Source organism: Streptomyces sp. NPDC001315 (genome assembly GCF_042896175.1).
Classification (GTDB): Bacteria; Actinomycetota; Actinomycetes; order Streptomycetales; family Streptomycetaceae; genus Streptomyces.
In genome coordinates this window covers 111344-129310 of record NZ_JBIAWZ010000009.1, presented here as the reverse complement: position 1 = coordinate 129310, position 17967 = coordinate 111344, and the positions used below count along the sequence as shown (strand labels likewise).

Sequence of the window (17967 nt, the reverse complement as noted above, 5' to 3'; positions counted from 1 at the left end):
GGCGCTGCGAGCTGTTTTCGGGTCCCCAGGCCCGACCGCCGACAGGACGCCGAGTTGATCACGGCCCGCCAGGTACATGACCGTATACATGTATATTACATAAATACAGAAGCGTCGGCCCGCGATGACGTCGGCCACACAACCGGAGAAGGGGCCGGGTGCGAGGAACAGTGACGGACGGCCATCAGATCGGTGTCGACCGCATCGAGCGCTCACAGAGAACCGCTGCGGCAAGGACCCTTGCTGAGGCCTTGTGGTTTCCGGCAACCCTCTTCCTGGGCTTTCTTTTCTGCTTCGCCCCGGCGCTCCACGCACCACAGCCGCACCACGCGAAGGTGGTGGTCGCCGGCCCCGCCCTCGAACGCCAGGTCGACGCCGCTCTGCAGCGGCAGTATCCGGGCGGCTTCGACGTCACCGCCGTGGCGGACGCCCAGGAGGCTCGGCGGGCGGTACTGGACCGGGACGCCGTGGCGGGATTCACGGGCGGCCGCGAACCCGTCCTGTATGTGGCGAAGGCCAACGGCATGTCCCTCGAGCAGGCGTTGACCAAGGCTTTCACCTCAGTCGCGGCCGAACCCGGCAGGCAGTTGGCCGTACGGGACGTGGCGCCCACCGTCAGCATGGACCTGATGGGCACGACCCTGGTCTACTTCGGGATCGCCTGGAGCATTCCGGGCTACATCCTGGCGACGACCCTGCTGCGCGCGGTGACCTTCACCCGGCCGCGGAAGCTGCTGACGATCATGGGCGTCGCAGCCCTGTTCAGTGTCGTCGGCTACCTCGTCGGCACAGGGCTCGGATACCTCCCCGACAATCCCTCGTCCATGGCAATCGCCTTCCTGCTCACCACGGCGGTGGCCACGTTCGCCTCCGGCCTGGCGCCTTTCACCAAGCAGTTCTTCCCCGCGGTGGGTATGGGCTTGTTCATCGTACTGAGCATCCCCACCAGCGGCGGTGTGGCACCCGCCCCGCTGCTGCCCACGTTCTTCCAGTACGTGCACGCGGTCATGCCCCTCGCCAACGCCGTCGACGCCCTGCGTGGAGCGCTGTACTTCGACGGCGCAGGAGTCCTCAAACCCGTCCTCGTGCTGTGTGCGTGGATCGCAGCCGGCGCCGCACTGCTGGGGCTCGATGCGTGGCGGCACCGCCGTGCCTTCGTCGGACCGGATACGGCAGGCGAGCAGGAGGACGTCGCCGAACCGCCGGTCGACGATCCTTCCCTGGAGACCCTCACACCCACCGCTCTGCCCGTCCATGCTCACCACTTCGGCGAGCCGGTGCCGGCGCTGGTCGGTACCGTCAGCGATGCCGAGCAGCAACCCATAGGCCACGCCATAGTGACGGTCATGGACGCCAAGGGTCATCAGTTGGCGTCCACCACGACGAACACGAACGGGGAGTACGCCGTAGCCGGGCTTCCCGAGGCGTATCTGAGCATCGTCGTGTCGTCCTCGGGCCGGAATCCCATGATCCATCGAAGGCTTCTGCGGTCCGGCAGCGTCATCCGCGCCGACTTCACCCTGCACGACCGCCACGGGGCGCCGCTCCGGACGTCGGACACATAGAACGCCATCCTGGCGAGCGCTGCCTCGCGGTCGTCGAGACACTGCTCGACGCCGGTGGCTGCGGTGTCCGCATCGACTTCGTCGTCCCGCGTGACTGAACAATCAACGGGGCGGTCTCACCCTCGAGGGCCTCTGGCAGCAGCACGGCCGGGCCGCTGTTCGCGCTCATCGGCAGCGGGACGCCCCGGATGACGGCCTCGACGCCCACAAGTCCGAACCCTTCCCGGCGCAACGGCACGATGACCGGGCGGGCCCTCGCCATGTCTCCGTCCAGGCGGCGGGGCTCCCTTGAGCAGGCGCGGAAGACCGCCTCCGGCCCGGGTGCTCCCGACCAGTCGCGGATGCGGTCCTGTTCGATGTCGGCCGTCCCCGGCGGCGCGCCCGCACCGCCAGTTCGATCGGCTCGGTGGACGCCTTGGTCCGCAGGTGTCGACCTGGGAGACCGCGCCCGCGCCCGCGGTCTTGTCCACGACCTGCGGACCACGAAGCCATGGTGCCGAGGGCGGCCTGCCCGTGTGCGGCAGGCGCATTGCATGCCGCCGGCTGCCTGGCCAGATGGCAGCAACGCAGCGCCGGGGTGAAGCTTGGAAGCTGAAGCGAGTAGTGGAGGCGCGGTGGGCAACCTGGTCGTCGTAGGAGTGGATGGCTCGTCATCGAGTCTTGCCGCGGTGGAAGAGGCCGCTTCGGAGGCCCGGCGGCGCCGTGCGGAGCTGCGTGTGGTGCACGCCTTCAGCTGGCCTGTCAGGCCCATGTATACGCCGCTGGACCCGTCGCCGATCAATCGCCTGGTGCACGAGGCTGCGGAGCATGCCCGGAGCGTGGCGCCTGAGGTGGAGGTCGCCGAGGCCGTGGTGACCGGCGACGCGGTGGCTGTGCTGGAGGCCGAGTCGCGGGCCGCGGATCTGGTGATCGTCGGCTCCAGGGGTGTGGGAGGCTTCATCGGCATGCTGCTGGGTTCGACGGCGGTGTCCCTGGCCGCCCACGGCCAGTGTCCGGTGATGGTGGTTCGCGAGGAACCGGCCGGCGCCGGGCCGATCGTGCTGGGTGTCGACGGCTCCCCCGTCAGCGAGAAGGCCGTCGATTTCGCCTTCGCCGAGGCGGCGCTGCGTGGGGCTGAGATCGTGGCCGTGCACACGTGGCTGCCGGACTATGCGCCGCCCGGTATCAGCCCTGAGAGCGCTGAGCGTCTGCTGGCTCAGGCAGTTGCCGGCCGCACGGAGAGGTATCCGGACGTTACGGTCAGACTCGACGTGGTGGGCGGTGAGACCCGCGAGGTATTGATCGAGGCGAGCAAGACTGCCCAGCTCCTGGTCGTGGGAGCCCGGGGGCGCGGCGGTTTTGCCGGACTGCTCCTGGGTTCCGTGAGCCAGGCTCTGCTGCACCACGCGCACTGCCCCGTCACAGTCGTCCGCGGCAAGGCATGACCAGACCCACGCGGTGAGAGCCGCCCGGTGCATGAGCTTCTTGCTGTCAGACGAAGAGAGCCTTGGATGCCGTGCGCGCGGGCCGGTCCACTTGCCCGGAGTGGCTCACCATCGGCCCGCTCAGGTCGCGAGCAGGCTCCGCCCTTGGCACAGTGACAGAGGGAGCGGCCGATACGGGCCGCCGGATGCCCGGGCCGATTCGAGTTGACACTCCGATGCCGCGGCGACGGCCTGTCAGGAAGAGGGACAAACAGGTGAAGGCATTCGTGATGAAGGAGATCGGGCGCGTGGGTTTCATGGAGAAGCCCGTGCCTCAACCAGGTCCGGGCGATGCTGTCGTACAGACCACCCGGGCCCTGATCTGTACCTCCGACTCCCACACCGTTCAAGGTGGCATCGGTCCGCGGGAAAATCTGACGCTGGGCCACGAAGCGGTGGGGATCGTGCATGCCGTGGGCAGCGAGGTGAAGGACTTCCGGCCCGGCGACCGTGTGCTGGTCGGCGCCATCACCCCCGATTGGGGTGACCCGGCCTCTCAGAACGGGTATCCGTCGCAGTCTGGAGGGCCCCTCGGAGGCTTTAAGTTCGCGAACTCCAAGGACGGCGTCTTCGCCGAGTATTTCCACGTGAACGAGGCCGACGCCAATCTCGCGAAAATCCCCGACACCATCAGTGACGAAACCGCGGTCTACTGCGCCGACATGCTGTCGACCGGCTTCATGGGGGCGGAGAAAGGGAACATCCCGATCGGTGGAACCGTGGCTGTCCTTGCCCAGGGCCCCGTGGGTCTGATGGCGACTGCGGGTGCCAGGCTCCGCGGTGCCGGCCTGGTTATCGGAGTCGAGTCCGTTCCCGATCGACAGAAACTCGCGCGCACATACGGAGCGGGCGAGATCGTCGACTTCACCAGGGAAGATGTCGTGGAGCGGATCCTTGAGCTGACGCGGGGCGAGGGAGTCGACACCGCCATCGAGGCGCTTGGCGCGGACGGTACGTTCCAGACCGCGGTCAAAATCACGAAGCCCGGGGGTACGGTCGCCAACGTCGGCTATTTCGGAGATGGAGAATTTGTGCGCATCCCCCGGGTCGAGTGGGGTGTTGGAATGGCCGACAAGACGATCGCGACGGGACTGTGCCCCGGAGGCAGGCTGCGCATGGAGCGACTGCTGCGGGTGCTGGAAGCACAGCTTGTCGATCCCTCGCACTTGACGACCCACGAGTTTCACTTCAACGACATGGACCGGGCCTTCGAGGTCTCCGACAAGAAGCTCGACAATGTCGTGAAAGTAATGATCACCTTCTAGCCGGATGGGTCGGTGGCCAACTCGGCGCTGCGGAAAGAGACACGGATGCACGACCCCGACCCTCCCTTCCGGCCGGTGCGCAGGCGGGAAGGCTATCTACCGCTGGAGGATCTCGGCCTCATCGGGGACGGCGCGACGACTGCGCTGGTCGGCCTCGACGGTTCCATTCCGTGGATGTGCCTTCCCCGATTCGATGCCGACCCGCTGTTCTGCGGCTTGCTGGACCGCGCACGTGGCGGGCATTTCACCCTGGCTCCGGAAGAACTCGTCGAGGCGCGGCAGCGCTACGAACCTGACACCGGGGTGCTGACAACCGAGATGCGCAGCGCCACAGGCCTGGTCCGCGTCACCGATGCGCTGGTCCTGCGCTCTGGGGCCGACCTTACTGATGACGCCCCTGCCGACCGAGCCGAGCTCGTCCGTATGGCTGTGGTCCTGGACGGGACCGTACGCCTGCGGATGGACCTGGAGCCCCGGGGCGGCGGGCAGGCGCAGGCGATGTTCAGTGGACTGGAGGTTCGACCGTCTCCGCGGCCGGACCTGCGGCTCCATCTGCGCTCCAACCGTCCCTTGACCGGTCTGCACAGCACCCATGACCTGCGCCAGGGTGAACGCCTCGATCTCGTGCTGTCCTGGGGCCGCTTCCACCGCCATCACCGGTTCGACACCGACGCGATGCTGCGGAACACCGCCGACGCATGGCGCCGCTGGATGGGACATTTCCAGTACCACGGCCCTGAGGAGCCGCTGGTCCGTCGCGCGGCGATCACACTGAAACTGTGCGACGACTGGGCCAACGGCTCGCTCGTCGCGGCACCCACCTCCTCCCTGCCCGCACCGATCGGCGGAATCCGCAACTGGGATTACCGCTATGCCTGGATCCGGGACGCGGCCTTCGCCGTGTTCGCGCTGCGCCGCATCGGCTTCGGGGGCGAGGCCGACGCCTTCCTCGGATGGGTTCTCGACGCCTTCGAGTCCAGTCGGCAGCCCCGGATCATGTACGCCCTCGACGGCAGCCCGGTGCCCGACGAGGTGGAGGACACCGAGTTGGAGGGCTATCAGCGCTCCGCTCCGGTGCGCTGGGGCAACGGAGCCGCCGACCAGCGTCAGCACGACGTCTACGGCGAGATCCTGGACTGCGCCGACCAGTGGCTTCGCTTGGGCGGGGACATCCAGCCGGCTCTGTGGGCCAACCTCGCCACACTGGCCGACGCCGCAGGACAGGCGTGGCGACGGTCGGACCAGGGGATCTGGGAGGTGCGCAGCGAAGGCCGGGTGTTCACGTACTCGGCCGGGATGTGCCAGGTGGCCCTGGACCGGGCTGCGACGATCGGCGAGAGGCTCGGACTGCCCGGAAAGGTCGACAAGTGGCGAGCCTTGGCGAGCGAGCTTCGCCGACTCATCCTCGAAAGGTCCTGGGACGAGGAGGCGCAGACCCTGAGCGCTCATCTCGACGGCGGCGGTGCTGTCGATGCCAGCCTGCTCGCGCTTCCGCTGCGCCAGGTTGTCCCGGCCGATCACCCACGGATGGTGGCCACCGCAACGGCGGTCGCCGAACGCCTGTCGGCCGGTGGTGGTCTGCTCTACCGCTATCTGCACGAGGAGTCACCTGACGGCCTGGCCGGTGACGAGGGCGCCTTCGTGCTGTGCAGCTTCTGGCTGGTCGACAACCTGACCGCCCAGGGCCGGATCGACGAGGCCGAGGAACTGTACGCCTCGTTGTGTGCGCGCGCGAGCCCGCTCGGGCTGTTGTCGGAACAGATCGACCCGTCCACCGGCGAGTTCATGGGCAACTTCCCTCAGGCATTCAGCCATATCGGGATCACCGCCAGTGGTGTGAACCTCGCTCGAGCGAAAGCAGGCATCAACGCATGATCAACCGGCTCGTGATCTTCGGCGCGACGGGCGACCTCAGCGCACGCTACCTACTGCCTGCCCTGGTCGCGCTGAGTGAGGCAGGAGCCCTCGGCGACCACTTCCAGTTGACCGGCGCGAGCCGGGAAGAGTGGGACGACACACGGTACCGGGAATGGGTGACCGCGCAGATCGACCGCCATGGTGGGCACTGTCCCGCCGACGCCAAGGCAGCGATCGTGGACGCTGCCCGCTATCGACGAGCCGATGTCACGGACCCCGCTGACGTTGCCTCGGTCATCGCCGGTGAGGGTCCCGTCGCCGTCTACCTCGCCCTCCCCCCGGCGCTCTTCCCCGCCGTGGTCACCGCTCTGCACCAGGCGGAGCTGCCCGCGGGCAGCCGGATCGTGCTGGAGAAGCCCTTTGGTGAAGACCTGGCCGGCGCACAGGAGTTGAACCGGCTGCTGGCCGACCTCGTCCCCGAGCAGGCCGTGTTCCGGGTCGACCACTTCCTGGCCATGACGACCGTCCAGAACGTGCTGGGCAGTCGACTCGCCAACCGTGTACTGGAGCCCATCTGGAACAGCACTCACATCGCCGAGGTGGAGATCGTCTGGGACGAGACTCTCGCGCTGGAAGGCAGGGCCGGCTACTACGACACCGTCGGGGCGCTCAAGGACATGGTGCAGAACCACCTACTGCAGTTGCTCTGCCTGGTGGCCATGGAACCGCCCATCACCCTCGGCGAGCGTGACCTGCGCGACCGGAAGGTCGACGTCCTGCGGTCCGTGCGGCTCCTCACGGAGCACGACGCCGTGCAGTGCACCCGCCGCGCACGTTACCTGCCCGGCCGGATCGGTGACCATGACATCCCCGCCTATGTCGACGAGGAAGGCGTGAGCCCGCAGCGCCGTACGGAAACCTTCGCCGAGGTGGAACTGGAACTGGACAGCTGGCGCTGGGCCGGGACGACATTCCGGCTCCGCAGCGGCAAAGCACTCAAGGCGGACCGCAAGGAGGTCGCGGTGCGCTTCCGCTCCGTCCCTCACCTGCCCTTCGGCCACACCGGAGAAGCCCAGCCCAACGTGCTTCGCTTCAAACTGGAGCCAGAGGGGCTGATCCTGGACCTGACGGCCATCGGTTCCACGGCCCAGGCCCTTGCTCCCCTGTCCCTGACCGCGCAGATGGAACCACCCGACCTGCCGGCCTACGGACGGCTCCTGCTGGATGTCCTCACCGGGGATCCCGCCTTGTCCATCCGCGGCGACGAGGCCGAGGAAGCGTGGCGGGTTCTCGCACCTGTACTCGCCGCCTGGGAGAGGGACCTCGTTCCGCTGGAGGAGTACCCGGCCGGCTCGGACGGGCCACCGCCACGTCAGCCGTACGCAGCCGGCCGACTGCGGGAGGACCTGCTCCACGAAGGGGTGGTCCCACCGGGCGGTGTGTGACGGCCGGCCTGGGCGCCGGCACCGGCGCACCGGCCGCTTCAAGCCGATACGGCCGCCCGACTCGGCCAACAGCCGTGCCCGACCACTCGTAGCGGCGAGTCCCGGGGCCTCTCCCCCCGTCGGCAGGTCCGGTCGTCTCCCCCACGGGCAGGTCCGGTCCTCGACCCCATCGCCCTGAACGGCAATACAACCGCCGCCACGCCATCATCGAAGGAAAGCACCGTGATGTCGCCCAGCATCCACCCTCGCTCCTGGTGCATCGTGGTCAGCGGGGTCTCCGGGTCGGGCAAGACCACGGTGGCCCGGCTGCTGGCGAAGCGGCTGGACATTCCCTTCGCCGAGGCGGACGACTTCCACCCTCCGGCCAACATCGCCAAGATGTCGGCCGGTGTCCCGCTGGACGACGCCGACCGTCAGCCCTGGCTGGAGGCCGTAGGCCACTGGCTGCACGAGCGCGACACCACCGAAACCGGTGGCGTGGTCGCCTGCTCCGCACTGAAGCGACGCTATCGGGACATCCTGCGAGAGGCCTGCCCGGGCGTCTTCTTTTTGCACCTGACAGCCAGTCACGAGCTACTGGTAGAGCGGCTGGGCCGGCGCACCGGCCACTTCATGGCGAGATCACTCCTCGACTCGCAGATCGCCGCCCTCGAACCCCTCGAACCGGGCGAGCGAGGAGCCGAGCTCGACGTGACGCCGGCTCCCGACATCGTCGTCGACCTGGCCACACGCCTGCTGCCGTGTCAGTAGAAGGGCCGAGATTCTGCCGCAGTACCCCTGCCCCGCTGCGTCGGGGCCGGTTGGACACACGGCTGCGGCCGACGGCACACCGCCGGGCCAATCGCACGATGACGACGCCGCTGACGCTCAGTTACACGTGGGCAGTCTGACCGCACGTCGAGCTCGGGGAGCCCCAAAACGCCAAACAGTTCTTTGCGAAGAAGTCTTTGCGAAGAGCTGTTTGCGGTCTAGAGTGCGCGACATGACGGACACAGGAGCGAGGCCGATTGGCCCGCAAGTCGAAGCGGACGCGGTTGTTCTTGATGCCAAGGGGTTGCGCGCCCTGGCACATCCGGTGCGCGTGCAGTTGGTCGGGCTGCTGCGGAAGTACGGCCCTTCGACGGCTACCCGTCTCGCGGAGCGACTGGGCGTGAATTCCGGCACGGCCAGCTACCACCTGCGTCAGCTCGGCGCGGCCGGCTTCGTCGAGGAGGACACGGAACGCGGCAACGCGCGAGAGCGCTGGTGGCGTTCGGTGCACCGAAGGACGTGGTTCAACGACCCGAATCTGGCCGACCGGGAACCCGAGGCCGCGCTGGCCTACCTGCAGTCCGTCGCCGCCGCCTACACGCTTCGCACTCAGCAGACGCTCAACGAGCTTCAGACGATGCCCCGCGCATGGCGGGACAACTTCGACATGAGCGACTGGGCCCTGCGGCTCACGCCCGAGGAAACCGCCACCCTGTACCAGGAATTGAGGGAAGTCATCGCCCGCTACCGGCCGGATGGCCCCGAGGCGGCGGCGCGGGCCCCCGAGGGAGCCGAACGGGTCGGCGTCATCACGCAGATTCTGCCTGAACCGGATGCGCCCGCCCCGTCAGCGGGCGCGTCCAGCCCTCAGAAGGCGACAGGGACGGAGACGTCGTGATGGCGGACTCCCCAGGCGCCGACGACATATCCAGCAGGCGGTCCTTACGGCCGCTGGGCGGGGTGCTGGCGGCCATGGCCGTGTCGCTCACCGGCACCCGTGTCTCGGCCGTTGCCCTGCCTTGGTTCGTGCTGGTCACGACCGGCAGCGCCACTCAGACCGGACTGGTCGCCTTCTGCGAGATGACTCCCTACGTGGTGGTCAAGGCGTTCACCGGGCCACTCGTGGACCGGATCGGCCCACGGGCCGTTTCCTGGACCACCGATCTGGCCAGCGCCACCGCCGCCGCCACGGTTCCCCTGCTGCACACCTTGGACCTGCTGACCTTTCCGCTCCTGCTGGCCCTGGTCGCGCTGATCGGCGCGGCCCGCGGCCCCGGCGACCTCGCCAAGGAGGTCATGGTCCCGGAGGCGGCCGAGCGCAGCGGGGTGCCGCTGGAGCGGGCCACCGGTCTGACCGGCGTGACCGAGCGGCTCGCATCCACCATCGGCCCGGCGGCCGGCGGTTCCCTGGTGACGCTGCTGGGCCCCCTGACAGGGCTTGTCGTGAACGCGGGCTGCTTTGCTCTCGGATCGGTGATCATCGGACTGGCACTGCCTCGGGGTATGGGGCATGCCGTCGAGGAAGACTCCTCGCCGGCCGGGGCCGCGGAACCGGGTTACTGGCGACGATTCGGCGAGGGTTTCACCTTCCTGCGGGGCGAGCTGTTGCTGCTCACCGTCATCGTCATGGTCGGAATCACCAACCTGCTGGACGCGGGGTTCACCACGGTGCTCATGCCCGTCTGGGCCAGAGAGTCCGAAAACGGGCCCACTGCGATCGGCCTGACGGGCAGCGTGATGGGAGCCGCGGCGGTCGGTGGGAGCTTGGTCGCCGCGGTGACCGCGCACCGGCTGCGGCGCCGGGTGGTCTTCTTCACCGGATTCCTGTTGGCCGGGGCGCCGAAATTCCTGATCCTCGCCTTCGATGCGCCGCTGGGGGCGGTGCTGGCCGTGTTCGCGGTCAGTGGATTCGGTGCGGGCTTCCTCAACCCGGTGCTCGGGGCCGTCCTCTTCGAGCGGGTGCCGCGCCGCATGCTGGGCCGGGTCGGCGCGCTCGGTGACTCGCTGGCCTGGGCCGGCATCCCGCTCGGTGGGCTGATCGCCGGGGTGTCGGTGGCCTCCCTCGGACTCATGCCGGTGCTGCTCGCCGGCGGGGCCGCGTACTTCCTCACCACGAACCTGACTGCGCTCAGGCCCGAATGGCGGGAGATGGACCGCCCGGGTGGGCGAGGCCACCAGGAGCGGCAACCTGAGGAAAACGGTCAGTCGACCGGCGCGAATCTCACGGCTTGACTTCTCCCCCTCGTGAAGTGAGGGGGATTCTCACGGCTCCGAACGCCGGATCGAATACCTTCGACCCTCGTGCGTCGGATGGCCGGGCGCGCAGAGCGGCCGGCCATGCGGCCTTTCCCGGCCATCCGACGCACGAGCGCGCCGAGGTTTCCGTCGATCCGGTCGGCAGCCCCGGTGAAAGTGCCCCCCGGGGGGTGCCGGCCGGCGGAGGCGCGCACGTTGCAGTCGCCGAGGAAGCGCACCATGCCCTGGTCGGGACTCGGCGAAATCTCTCCGGACGCGGTCCCGCACCCGGCCCGTTAGCCGCCTCTCAGCACGTCCCTGGTGCGGCGACGGCCAGGACGCGGTCCCGGAGCACCGGCAGACGGGTGCGGTATGCCTCGACGTCCCTCATGTCGAACTCTCCCGTCAGGGTCTGCTCGCCGTCGTCCGCTCCGGCGAGCACGTCGCCCCAAGGGTCGACGATCATGCTGTGTCCGGCCTGACGCACTCCGCCGTGCTCGCCCGCCGCCACGCACGCCAGGAGGAAGACCTGCTCCTCCACCGCCCTGGTACGGGCGAAGAGCCGCAAGTGCTCCAGTCGCTCCGCCGGCCACGCCGCCGGCACGGCCACGATGTCCGCCCCTGCGTCGATCAGAGACCGGAAGAGTTCCGGAAACCGCAAGTCGTAGCAGATGGCCAGGCCGAGCGTTCCGAAATCCGTGGGAACGGTGACGATCTCGTGTCCAGCCCCGAGAACAATCGCCTCCCCGGTGTCGAAGCCATATCGGTGGATCTTCCGGTAGCGGCCGCGCAACGCGCCGTCGCGGTCGAAGACGAACGCAGTGTTGTAGAGGGTCCCGTCACTGTCGCGTTCGACGATCGATCCGGCGTGAAGCCATACGCCGGCCCTGCGCGCCGCGGCGGACATGGCCTCGGCCGTCGGACCGTCCAGTCCTTCCGCGCCGTCGGCCCACGCCTCGTAGGCCCAGGCTCCGACCGTCCACATTTCCGGGAGCATCACCAGGTCGTCGCCGGCCCGTTCGAGGACGAGGGCGGCGGCGCGCCTTCTGCGTTCTTCCGCAGTCTCGGACGCCTCCACGCAAAGCTGAATGAGCGACGCACGCATGGCCTTGACCTTTCTCCGTGTCCTCGCTTGTTTCTTCACAGAACAACAGTTGTCCCGAAAGCGAGGAAAGGAAATTCGAAGGAACACAACCCCGCCCTGATCGCGCGGACGCCGATGCTCTCGCGTACGGCGTCCGGCGTCGCCATGACCGCGAGCGTGCCGTCCAGCGGGACGAACGCGGATCCCGACCGACGGTGAGGTCGAGATCAGCTGCCTGGTGCGCAACACCGGTCACCGGACCGGCGCGGAGGTCGTGCAGCTCTCCACCGCCGTCCCGGTCGCCCACTGAAACGGCAACGGCTGTCCGACCCGTCGCATCTCGGTGACGGTCTGGACAGCCGTTCGGTTTTACGCAAACCCGGTCTGCGCACGGCGGGTGGCGACGCGGTCCAGCACGTACTGGACGGTGAGGCAGCCCAGGCCCCAGGCGGCCAGGGTGAATACGGCGCCGGCGAGATGCACGTCGTGGAAGTACGCGGCCCCCCGCAGACCGCGTACGGCGGCAGCCGGTGGCATGACCGAGGCGAGCGGCGAGAGCCATGCGGGCAGGAAGGTGGCCGGCAGGATGCCACCGGAGGTGGCGTTGCCGAGGATCAGCAGCACCACGGAGGCGACCGGCATGCCGAGCGGCCCGAACAGGCGGAGCAGCAGCCCGGCCGCGGCGGCGGACGCCCACGCCAGCAGGCCCACCACGAGAGTGATCATGGCGAGCGAGCCAGGCAGCGCGCTGAAGGCGGTGTGCGCGATCAGGGCCACCGCCACGCCGGAGGCGACGGAGAAGGCCAGCATCGAGGCGATGCGGACGGCCAGTCGCAGGCGCGGAGCGATCTGGTAGGAGGACACCGCGAAGAGGAAGCCGGCGAGCACCACGCCGAAGGCGGCGTAGAACACCGAGAGTCCGCGGGAGTCCCCCGCCGCCAGGGGCAGCACGTCCTTGACGGGGACCGGCTTCCCGACCGCCGCCGTCATCGCCGTGGCGAGGCTGGAGACCGTGGACGGCCCCTGCGCGCCGGCCACCAGGACACGCGTGCCTTGACTGTCGGTGACCAGGGCGGCCGGGACCTCGTCGTGGGTGACGGCCTGGCGGGCGGCCTCGGCGTCCGGGTAGCGGTAGAAGGTGTACCCGTCGGGTGCCGCGTTGTTGAGCGCGAGTTCCGTGCGGGCGGCCACCTTGTCGGATGCGGCGATGCCCACGGGCTGGTGTCGCGCCGACGGTGCGTGGAAGGCCGCGAGGTACACGGCGACGAACACGGTTCCGATGGCCAGGGCGGTGATCACCGGCACGAGTATCGCCTTGCGGGCGCCGGCGGCCGCCGCGAGCACCGGCGCGGGAAGGCCGGGCTCGGAGTCGACCAGCGCATGCCTGGCGTGTCGCCCGTGATCGGCTGCGGCGTCCGCACTCGTCCACTGCGGGGTGAACCCGGATGGGGCGTCGGGGGGGAACGTCGTGGCGTGGTGCATGAGGTGAGGAACTCTCCGATGTCGCGGGGCCGCGGCCCCCTTGGGTGATGTGCTCCCGACGAGGCAGCGTGCCGGACGGGGCAAGGGGCGGAGGTGCCGCCCCTTGGTGGTCGTACCGTCCGCTGGAACATGCCGCCGTCGGACTGCAGGGTGCGGCCGGTCATGTAGGCCGCGTCGTCGGAGGCGAGGAAGGCGTAGCCGGCGGCGATCTCCGAGGGCTGCGCGAGTAGCCGCAGCGCGACCGCGGTGCCGAGCCACTCGGACAGCTCCTGCTTGCCGACCAGTTCGGGCTGCGGGTAGCTCGCCCCATGCCGGGCGGCCAGGTCCGACACGAGCACGTCCAGCCGGCCGAACTCGGACACCGCCCGCTCGATCAGCTCCCCGGTCCGCTCGGGGACCGCGGCGTCGGACTGAAGGGCGATCGCCCGGCCACCGGCGGCGACGGGTTCGGCGACGAGCGCGTCCGCCGCCTCCTTGTTTCCCCGGTAGCCGATCGCCACCGCCGCGCCTTCACCGGCCGGCCGCCTCACGACGGCCACGCCGATCCCACGGCTGCCGCCGGTGACGACCGCCACCCTGCCTTCAAAACGTGCCCTCTGTGCGGATGACACCACTTCTCTTCTCTCGGGGTACGTGGGGGGAAATCGCTGCGGGCGACGGCTGCGGCGCCCGAACGGAAGGCCGGCCGGACATCGGGCACATCCGAGTGTCCTCGCGCTGCATGCCTCCGGCGGCTCGCCCACCGTAGCATCTAATCGCAGGAAATCCTTCACTTATGCGTTTAGGTGGTCGGCGGTGACGTAACCTCAAGGCGTTGACCGGCAGGGATCAGGGCCGGCCGACACGATCGAGAAAGGACGGGCTCACGGTGACTTCCCGCAGTGCCGGCGAGGGCGGCAGGCCGCGGCTGCGGGCGGACGCGGCCCGCAACCGGGCACAGATCCTCGCCGCCGCCCGCACCGCCTTTCGAGAACTGGGCACCGCCGCGCCCCTGGACGAGATCGCCCGCCGGGCCGGAGTCAACATCGCCACGCTGTACCGGCGTTTTCCCGACCGGAACGCCCTCGTCCAGCAGGTCGTGCTCGATGGATTCACCTTGGTGATCGAGGCCGCTCACGACGCGCTGGACGTCGCCCCACAGGACCCCCTGGCCGCCATCGAGAGGTTCCTGCTGCGCCTGGTCGAGGAACGGGACACGCTTGTGCTCCCCCTGATCGGCGGCCCGGTACCCACCGCTCGCGAAGCGGTCGAGCTCAAGAGCCGGATCGCTCCCCTCCTGGAGGAGCTGCTGGCTCACGCGCGCGCCGGGGGGGCCATTCGGCCGGATGCCACACACATGGACCTGATCACCACCGCCGCCCTGGCCTGCCGCCCGCTGCCCTACCTCCCCGAAGAACAGGCCGCCGCCCTCGCCACCCGACACGTGCACATCTTTGTGGACGGACTGCGCCCCACCGGCGCCCGGCGACTCCCCCCGTCCCCGACACTCGAAGAGCTCAGCGTCCACCTTCAGCCGAACCGTTCCTAGGGAGCGCTGGAACTGGAGGGTTCGGGTGCAGCACCTCGTGGCCGAGGTCGGGACGGTGGGCGGCGTTGATGGCGTCCTCGATCAGCCGGTTGACGACGGCTTACGGATCGTTCGACACGTTGGGTCCTCTCCAAGAACGTGACAGCCCGAGGGCCGTCAGCCGGATGGCGGGCGGCCCGGCATGGGCGACGCGTCGTGTACTCCTGGTGTCGCCGCGGCCAGACGGGCCCGCGCGGCAGCGTGGATCTCGGACGGGCCGCGGGCCCACTCAAGGCCGCGGCCGACCACGGTGGCCGCCGGCCGGTCCCAGCCGGAACGCACCAGGGCCGGACGATGGATGCCGAGTTCTGCCCGGGCCCAGTCCGGGAGCAGCCCCACCGCGGCGTTCATCAGCAGGCGCGCGACCAGCCGTTCCCGCCCGGTGCGGCCGAAGCCGCGGAGGAACCGCAGGGCTTCCAACGCGGCCGGGGTGACGTGGAGTTCGGGGCGCATGCGGGCCAGATAGCGGGTGACCTCGCGTGTGCCGCGCGGTACCCGCACCGCGCCCAGCGCCTCGGCGACGGGGGCGACCTGCGCGTAGTAGGTGTCGCATTCGTCCGGGGTGAGCCGGAGGCGGCGCTGCGCGTAGACCTGGTAACCCGTCAGGAAGCTGTACACCTCGGCGGTGTGCACCCACGTCAGCAACTCGGGGTCGTCCGCGCGGTACGGCCGGCCGTCCGGTGCGGTCCCGTGCACATGGGTGTGGATCCGCCGTACCAGGTCGATCACCTCCCGCGCCGCCTGCTGCGATCCGAAGGTCGTGGTGGTGATGAACCGCGCGGTACGGATGAGGCGGCCGGCGGGGTCGGTTCGGAAGTCCGAGTGCTGGTCGACCCCGGCCATCGCCAGCGGGTGCAGGGACTGCAGCATGAGTGCCGCGAACCCGCCGGTGAGCATCCCGGTCGGATGACCGTGCACCCGCCAGACGGGGCTGTCCGGGGCGATCCCGAGCAGCCCGGGATCACCGGGCGGCCCCGCGTAACGCTCCAGTTTGAGCTCTCCGCCGTGCACGGTCGCCTTGAGCTCCTCCGCGATACGGTCCCGCAATCCCATCAGTACCTCCCTGAATCCTTCGACGACGGGTCTTCACCGGGTCAGTGCCGCCGACGTGGAAGGACGTCCCATCGTCCTCGAATCCGACCGGTGCGACGTCCGTCCGTTCGCCGGCCGAGACGGTGGCGATGCGGGCCAGCCGCTGCGAGCGCATGCGAAAACGCCCCGATCGACAGCCACCCTGCACAGGGCAGGACAGCCGGCCGATCGGGGCGTTCGGTTGAGTACGACCACGCGGCCGTGCACCTCTCATGGCGATGAATCATGGCGACGGACCGGGAGAAGCGCAGCGATCAGGCCGCGGCGAACGCCGGTCGCTCGGAGGGCTGATCGGGTGCGATCAGGCCGCGGAACACGGGGGCCGCGAGGCGCACGATGTCCTCGACATCCGCGGCGGCGAGGTCCGGCATGTGCAGCAGATGGCGCTGACTGGCGATCCCCATCAGCATCGCGCTGCACAGGGCGGCCCGCAGCCGGGCGTCACCGGCCGTGACCGTGGCGACGATCGGCCCGACGGACTCGCTTCCTCGGCCGCCCCCCGCCCGGAGGGCCTCGACTGCGGCGCTTCTTCCGTCAGCCACGCTGCGCCTCCTCTCCTCGCTCATCTGGATGCTACAAGCGGTATATTCCGTGGTCCGGGGCGATATCCACCAGGAAGTAGACAGCGGGTCAGAGCGAACTGTCCATGCTCCGGCCCACTGCAGCACCGTCGCCCGCAGGTAGGGCGCGCCGTCTCTCGTAACGCAGAGCCGCGCCCGTGGCCACGGCTCCGAGTCTGCTGCGTCGCGGCGCCAATCTGATCGAGATGGAGGTCGCGACCCCGCTGATCAACCGTCTCCGGGCCGCCCGGCCCGCAGTGTTCGGCGCTGTCTACCGCCAGGACCACGGCCTGATCGGACCCGCCTGGCCCCATACCTGCAAACGGACGCGTCCGCCCCAGCCCACCGGGGCGCCGTCCACTCCCCTGGGGCGGCGCCCCCACCTGGGCTCCGGGCGGCAGCCGGCTCGACTACGCTCCGGCCGCCGCCCTGCTGGGACATCGGGTTTCCCGCCTCGCCGGATCGCAGCATTCAGGATGCTTGACGGCAGCGCGGGCGGCTGTCGGCAGGAGCCCCGCTCATTGAACAGGCCGTACCGCCGATCCAGCCGGCCGCGCGATGCGCGTCCTCTCCTGTTCTCGTTGCCCTTCTACCGCTCACCGCCCTCGTTCCACGTACTCCTTGAAATGCTCCAGATCGCTGCGGACGTGCCGCTCGATCGCGTTCGCCTGGGCGAATCCCTTCGGCCCGCCGAAGGTCTCCCTGATCGTGTCGGGGTCGTACTCGAGTCGTGCCTGGACCCGGGTGCGGTTCTTGTCGATCGGCTGCAGCGAGAAGGAACCCGCCAACTCGGGGGCGGCCGTGGTGTGCCACTCCATCACGCGTTCCCGCCCGCGGTCGGAGACCTCGGCGTCGAACTCCCGCGCCCGGCCGCCGGCCTCGACGTCGAGATGCGCTCGACCTCCCGCCTCCGTACGGGCGCCGCGGACTCCTTCCACGAACTCCGGATAGCTCTCCAACCGGTGGAGGCTGTCCCAGGCCTTGTCGATCGGAACTCCGACCTCGACCTGTTCTTCGAGGGTGCTCATGGCCCACCTCCAGATTCGGCTCATGGCGCTTGGCCTTCCGTTTCCAGTGTGCGCCCGGCATCGTCAGGTCGTCCGGAAGGCGAGACGAGCTGACCATCATGTGACCGGCCGGGCCGACCATGCCCCCTCTCCGGCCACCCGCTCCTGAGGCGGATGCCACGCCTGGCGGTACGGCGCAGGGCTCCCGCGAGGCAATGACGTCGGGGAGGTCGGCTCGTCGGTCAGGCCTCCATCACAGCATCACAGTCGGGGCAGACCACGGATGCGTGCTCCGCGGGGCACCATGGCGCCCCAGGGTGCCCGGACGGCTTCCAGCATGCTGTCTCCATGGCGAAGGTGTCCTTGCCGCAGAGGGTCCGCGGTCCAGTCTCGGTGGGCGCCCCCGGGGCGGCGGGCGCCGCGTGCACCCGGCGGACGGTCCGTTCCTCACCGCGCCGACCGCCCGGGGAGGTGCCCGTGGCTACCGGCTTGTCGAGCTCGTACACGACGACGATCCCGCTCATGCCTCCACGGTAGGCGACCGGGCGGTCGACCCGTTGGCCGCCGACCGTGCGGCCCGGGCCACCGTGGTCCC

Annotated in this window: 17 protein-coding genes; 9 read left to right on the top strand and 8 right to left on the bottom strand. The window is 69.5% G+C overall.

Annotated features, from left to right (window positions below):
* The first annotated feature begins 251 nt into the window (after positions 1-251).
* Entirely contained in the window at positions 252-1565 is a 1314-nt protein-coding gene (locus tag ACFY16_RS24800) for a carboxypeptidase regulatory-like domain-containing protein (protein ID WP_390649364.1), read from the top strand.
* Here the strand turns inward: ACFY16_RS24800 and ACFY16_RS24795 are convergent.
* Positions 1516-2100 (bottom strand): hypothetical protein, encoded by a 585-nt coding sequence (locus tag ACFY16_RS24795; RefSeq protein WP_390649363.1) that lies wholly within the window; start codon positions 2098-2100, stop codon positions 1516-1518. The two genes, ACFY16_RS24800 and ACFY16_RS24795, sit on opposite strands and share 50 nt — an antisense overlap.
* Positions 2101-2179: 79 nt before the next feature.
* Here ACFY16_RS24795 and ACFY16_RS24790 point away from each other — a divergent pair, with 79 nt between their 5' ends.
* The 7 genes from ACFY16_RS24790 (at position 2180) to ACFY16_RS24760 (ending at position 10577) form a co-directional block, all read left to right on the top strand.
* Positions 2180-2989 (top strand): universal stress protein, encoded by an 810-nt coding sequence (locus tag ACFY16_RS24790; protein WP_390649362.1) that lies wholly within the window; start codon positions 2180-2182, stop codon positions 2987-2989.
* A gap of 254 nt (positions 2990-3243) precedes the next feature.
* Positions 3244-4293: an NAD(P)-dependent alcohol dehydrogenase gene (locus tag ACFY16_RS24785; RefSeq protein ID WP_390649361.1), complete on the top strand. Its 1050-nt coding sequence runs from the start codon at positions 3244-3246 to the stop codon at positions 4291-4293.
* A 45-nt stretch (positions 4294-4338) separates the two neighbouring features.
* A complete protein-coding gene (locus ACFY16_RS24780; RefSeq protein ID WP_390649360.1) occupies positions 4339-6168 on the top strand; it encodes a glycoside hydrolase family 15 protein in 1830 nt (609 codons plus the stop codon).
* Complete coding sequence (locus ACFY16_RS24775) at positions 6165-7595, top strand: glucose-6-phosphate dehydrogenase (protein WP_390649359.1); 1431 nt, start codon at positions 6165-6167, stop codon at positions 7593-7595. Before ACFY16_RS24780 ends, ACFY16_RS24775 begins: the two co-directional genes overlap by 4 nt.
* Positions 7596-7820: 225 nt before the next feature.
* Positions 7821-8345: a gluconokinase gene (locus tag ACFY16_RS24770; RefSeq protein ID WP_390649358.1), complete on the top strand. Its 525-nt coding sequence runs from the start codon at positions 7821-7823 to the stop codon at positions 8343-8345.
* Between the two features lie 232 nt (positions 8346-8577).
* Positions 8578-9243, top strand: a complete 666-nt coding sequence (locus tag ACFY16_RS24765) for an ArsR/SmtB family transcription factor (protein ID WP_390649357.1) — start codon at positions 8578-8580, stop codon at positions 9241-9243.
* Positions 9243-10577 carry an MFS transporter gene (locus tag ACFY16_RS24760; RefSeq protein WP_390649356.1) on the top strand — a complete coding sequence of 445 codons (1335 nt, stop codon included), beginning with the start codon at positions 9243-9245 and terminating at the stop codon, positions 10575-10577. Before ACFY16_RS24765 ends, ACFY16_RS24760 begins: the two co-directional genes overlap by 1 nt.
* A gap of 310 nt (positions 10578-10887) precedes the next feature.
* Here ACFY16_RS24760 and ACFY16_RS24755 read toward each other — a convergent pair whose 3' ends face one another.
* From ACFY16_RS24755 to ACFY16_RS24745, 3 genes are all read right to left on the bottom strand, one after another.
* Positions 10888-11685, bottom strand: coding sequence for a nitrilase-related carbon-nitrogen hydrolase (locus tag ACFY16_RS24755; RefSeq protein ID WP_390649355.1), 798 nt, complete (start codon positions 11683-11685; stop codon positions 10888-10890).
* Between the two features lie 348 nt (positions 11686-12033).
* The gene (locus ACFY16_RS24750; protein WP_390649354.1) at positions 12034-12969 is read right to left on the bottom strand and encodes an ABC transporter permease; all 936 of its coding nucleotides are present in this window, start codon (positions 12967-12969) and stop codon (positions 12034-12036) included.
* Positions 12960-13721 (bottom strand): SDR family oxidoreductase, encoded by a 762-nt coding sequence (locus ACFY16_RS24745; RefSeq protein WP_390649353.1) that lies wholly within the window; start codon positions 13719-13721, stop codon positions 12960-12962. Before ACFY16_RS24745 ends, ACFY16_RS24750 begins: the two co-directional genes overlap by 10 nt.
* A gap of 293 nt (positions 13722-14014) precedes the next feature.
* Here ACFY16_RS24745 and ACFY16_RS24740 point away from each other — a divergent pair, with 293 nt between their 5' ends.
* On the top strand, positions 14015-14674 hold the full coding sequence (locus ACFY16_RS24740) for a TetR/AcrR family transcriptional regulator (protein ID WP_390649352.1): 660 nt from the start codon (positions 14015-14017) through the stop codon (positions 14672-14674).
* Positions 14675-14830: 156 nt separating this feature from the next.
* Here ACFY16_RS24740 and ACFY16_RS24735 read toward each other — a convergent pair whose 3' ends face one another.
* The 4 genes from ACFY16_RS24735 to ACFY16_RS24720 all read right to left on the bottom strand — a co-directional run bounded on the left by ACFY16_RS24735 (position 14831) and on the right by ACFY16_RS24720 (position 17896).
* Positions 14831-15766, bottom strand: coding sequence for an oxygenase MpaB family protein (locus ACFY16_RS24735; protein ID WP_390649351.1), 936 nt, complete (start codon positions 15764-15766; stop codon positions 14831-14833).
* Between the two features lie 293 nt (positions 15767-16059).
* Positions 16060-16347, bottom strand: a complete 288-nt coding sequence (locus ACFY16_RS24730) for a hypothetical protein (RefSeq protein WP_390649350.1) — start codon at positions 16345-16347, stop codon at positions 16060-16062.
* Between the two features lie 614 nt (positions 16348-16961).
* Complete coding sequence (locus tag ACFY16_RS24725) at positions 16962-17393, bottom strand: SRPBCC family protein (RefSeq protein WP_351147738.1); 432 nt, start codon at positions 17391-17393, stop codon at positions 16962-16964.
* A gap of 221 nt (positions 17394-17614) precedes the next feature.
* Positions 17615-17896: a hypothetical protein gene (locus tag ACFY16_RS24720; protein WP_390649349.1), complete on the bottom strand. Its 282-nt coding sequence runs from the start codon at positions 17894-17896 to the stop codon at positions 17615-17617.
* Positions 17897-17967 lie beyond the last annotated feature (71 nt).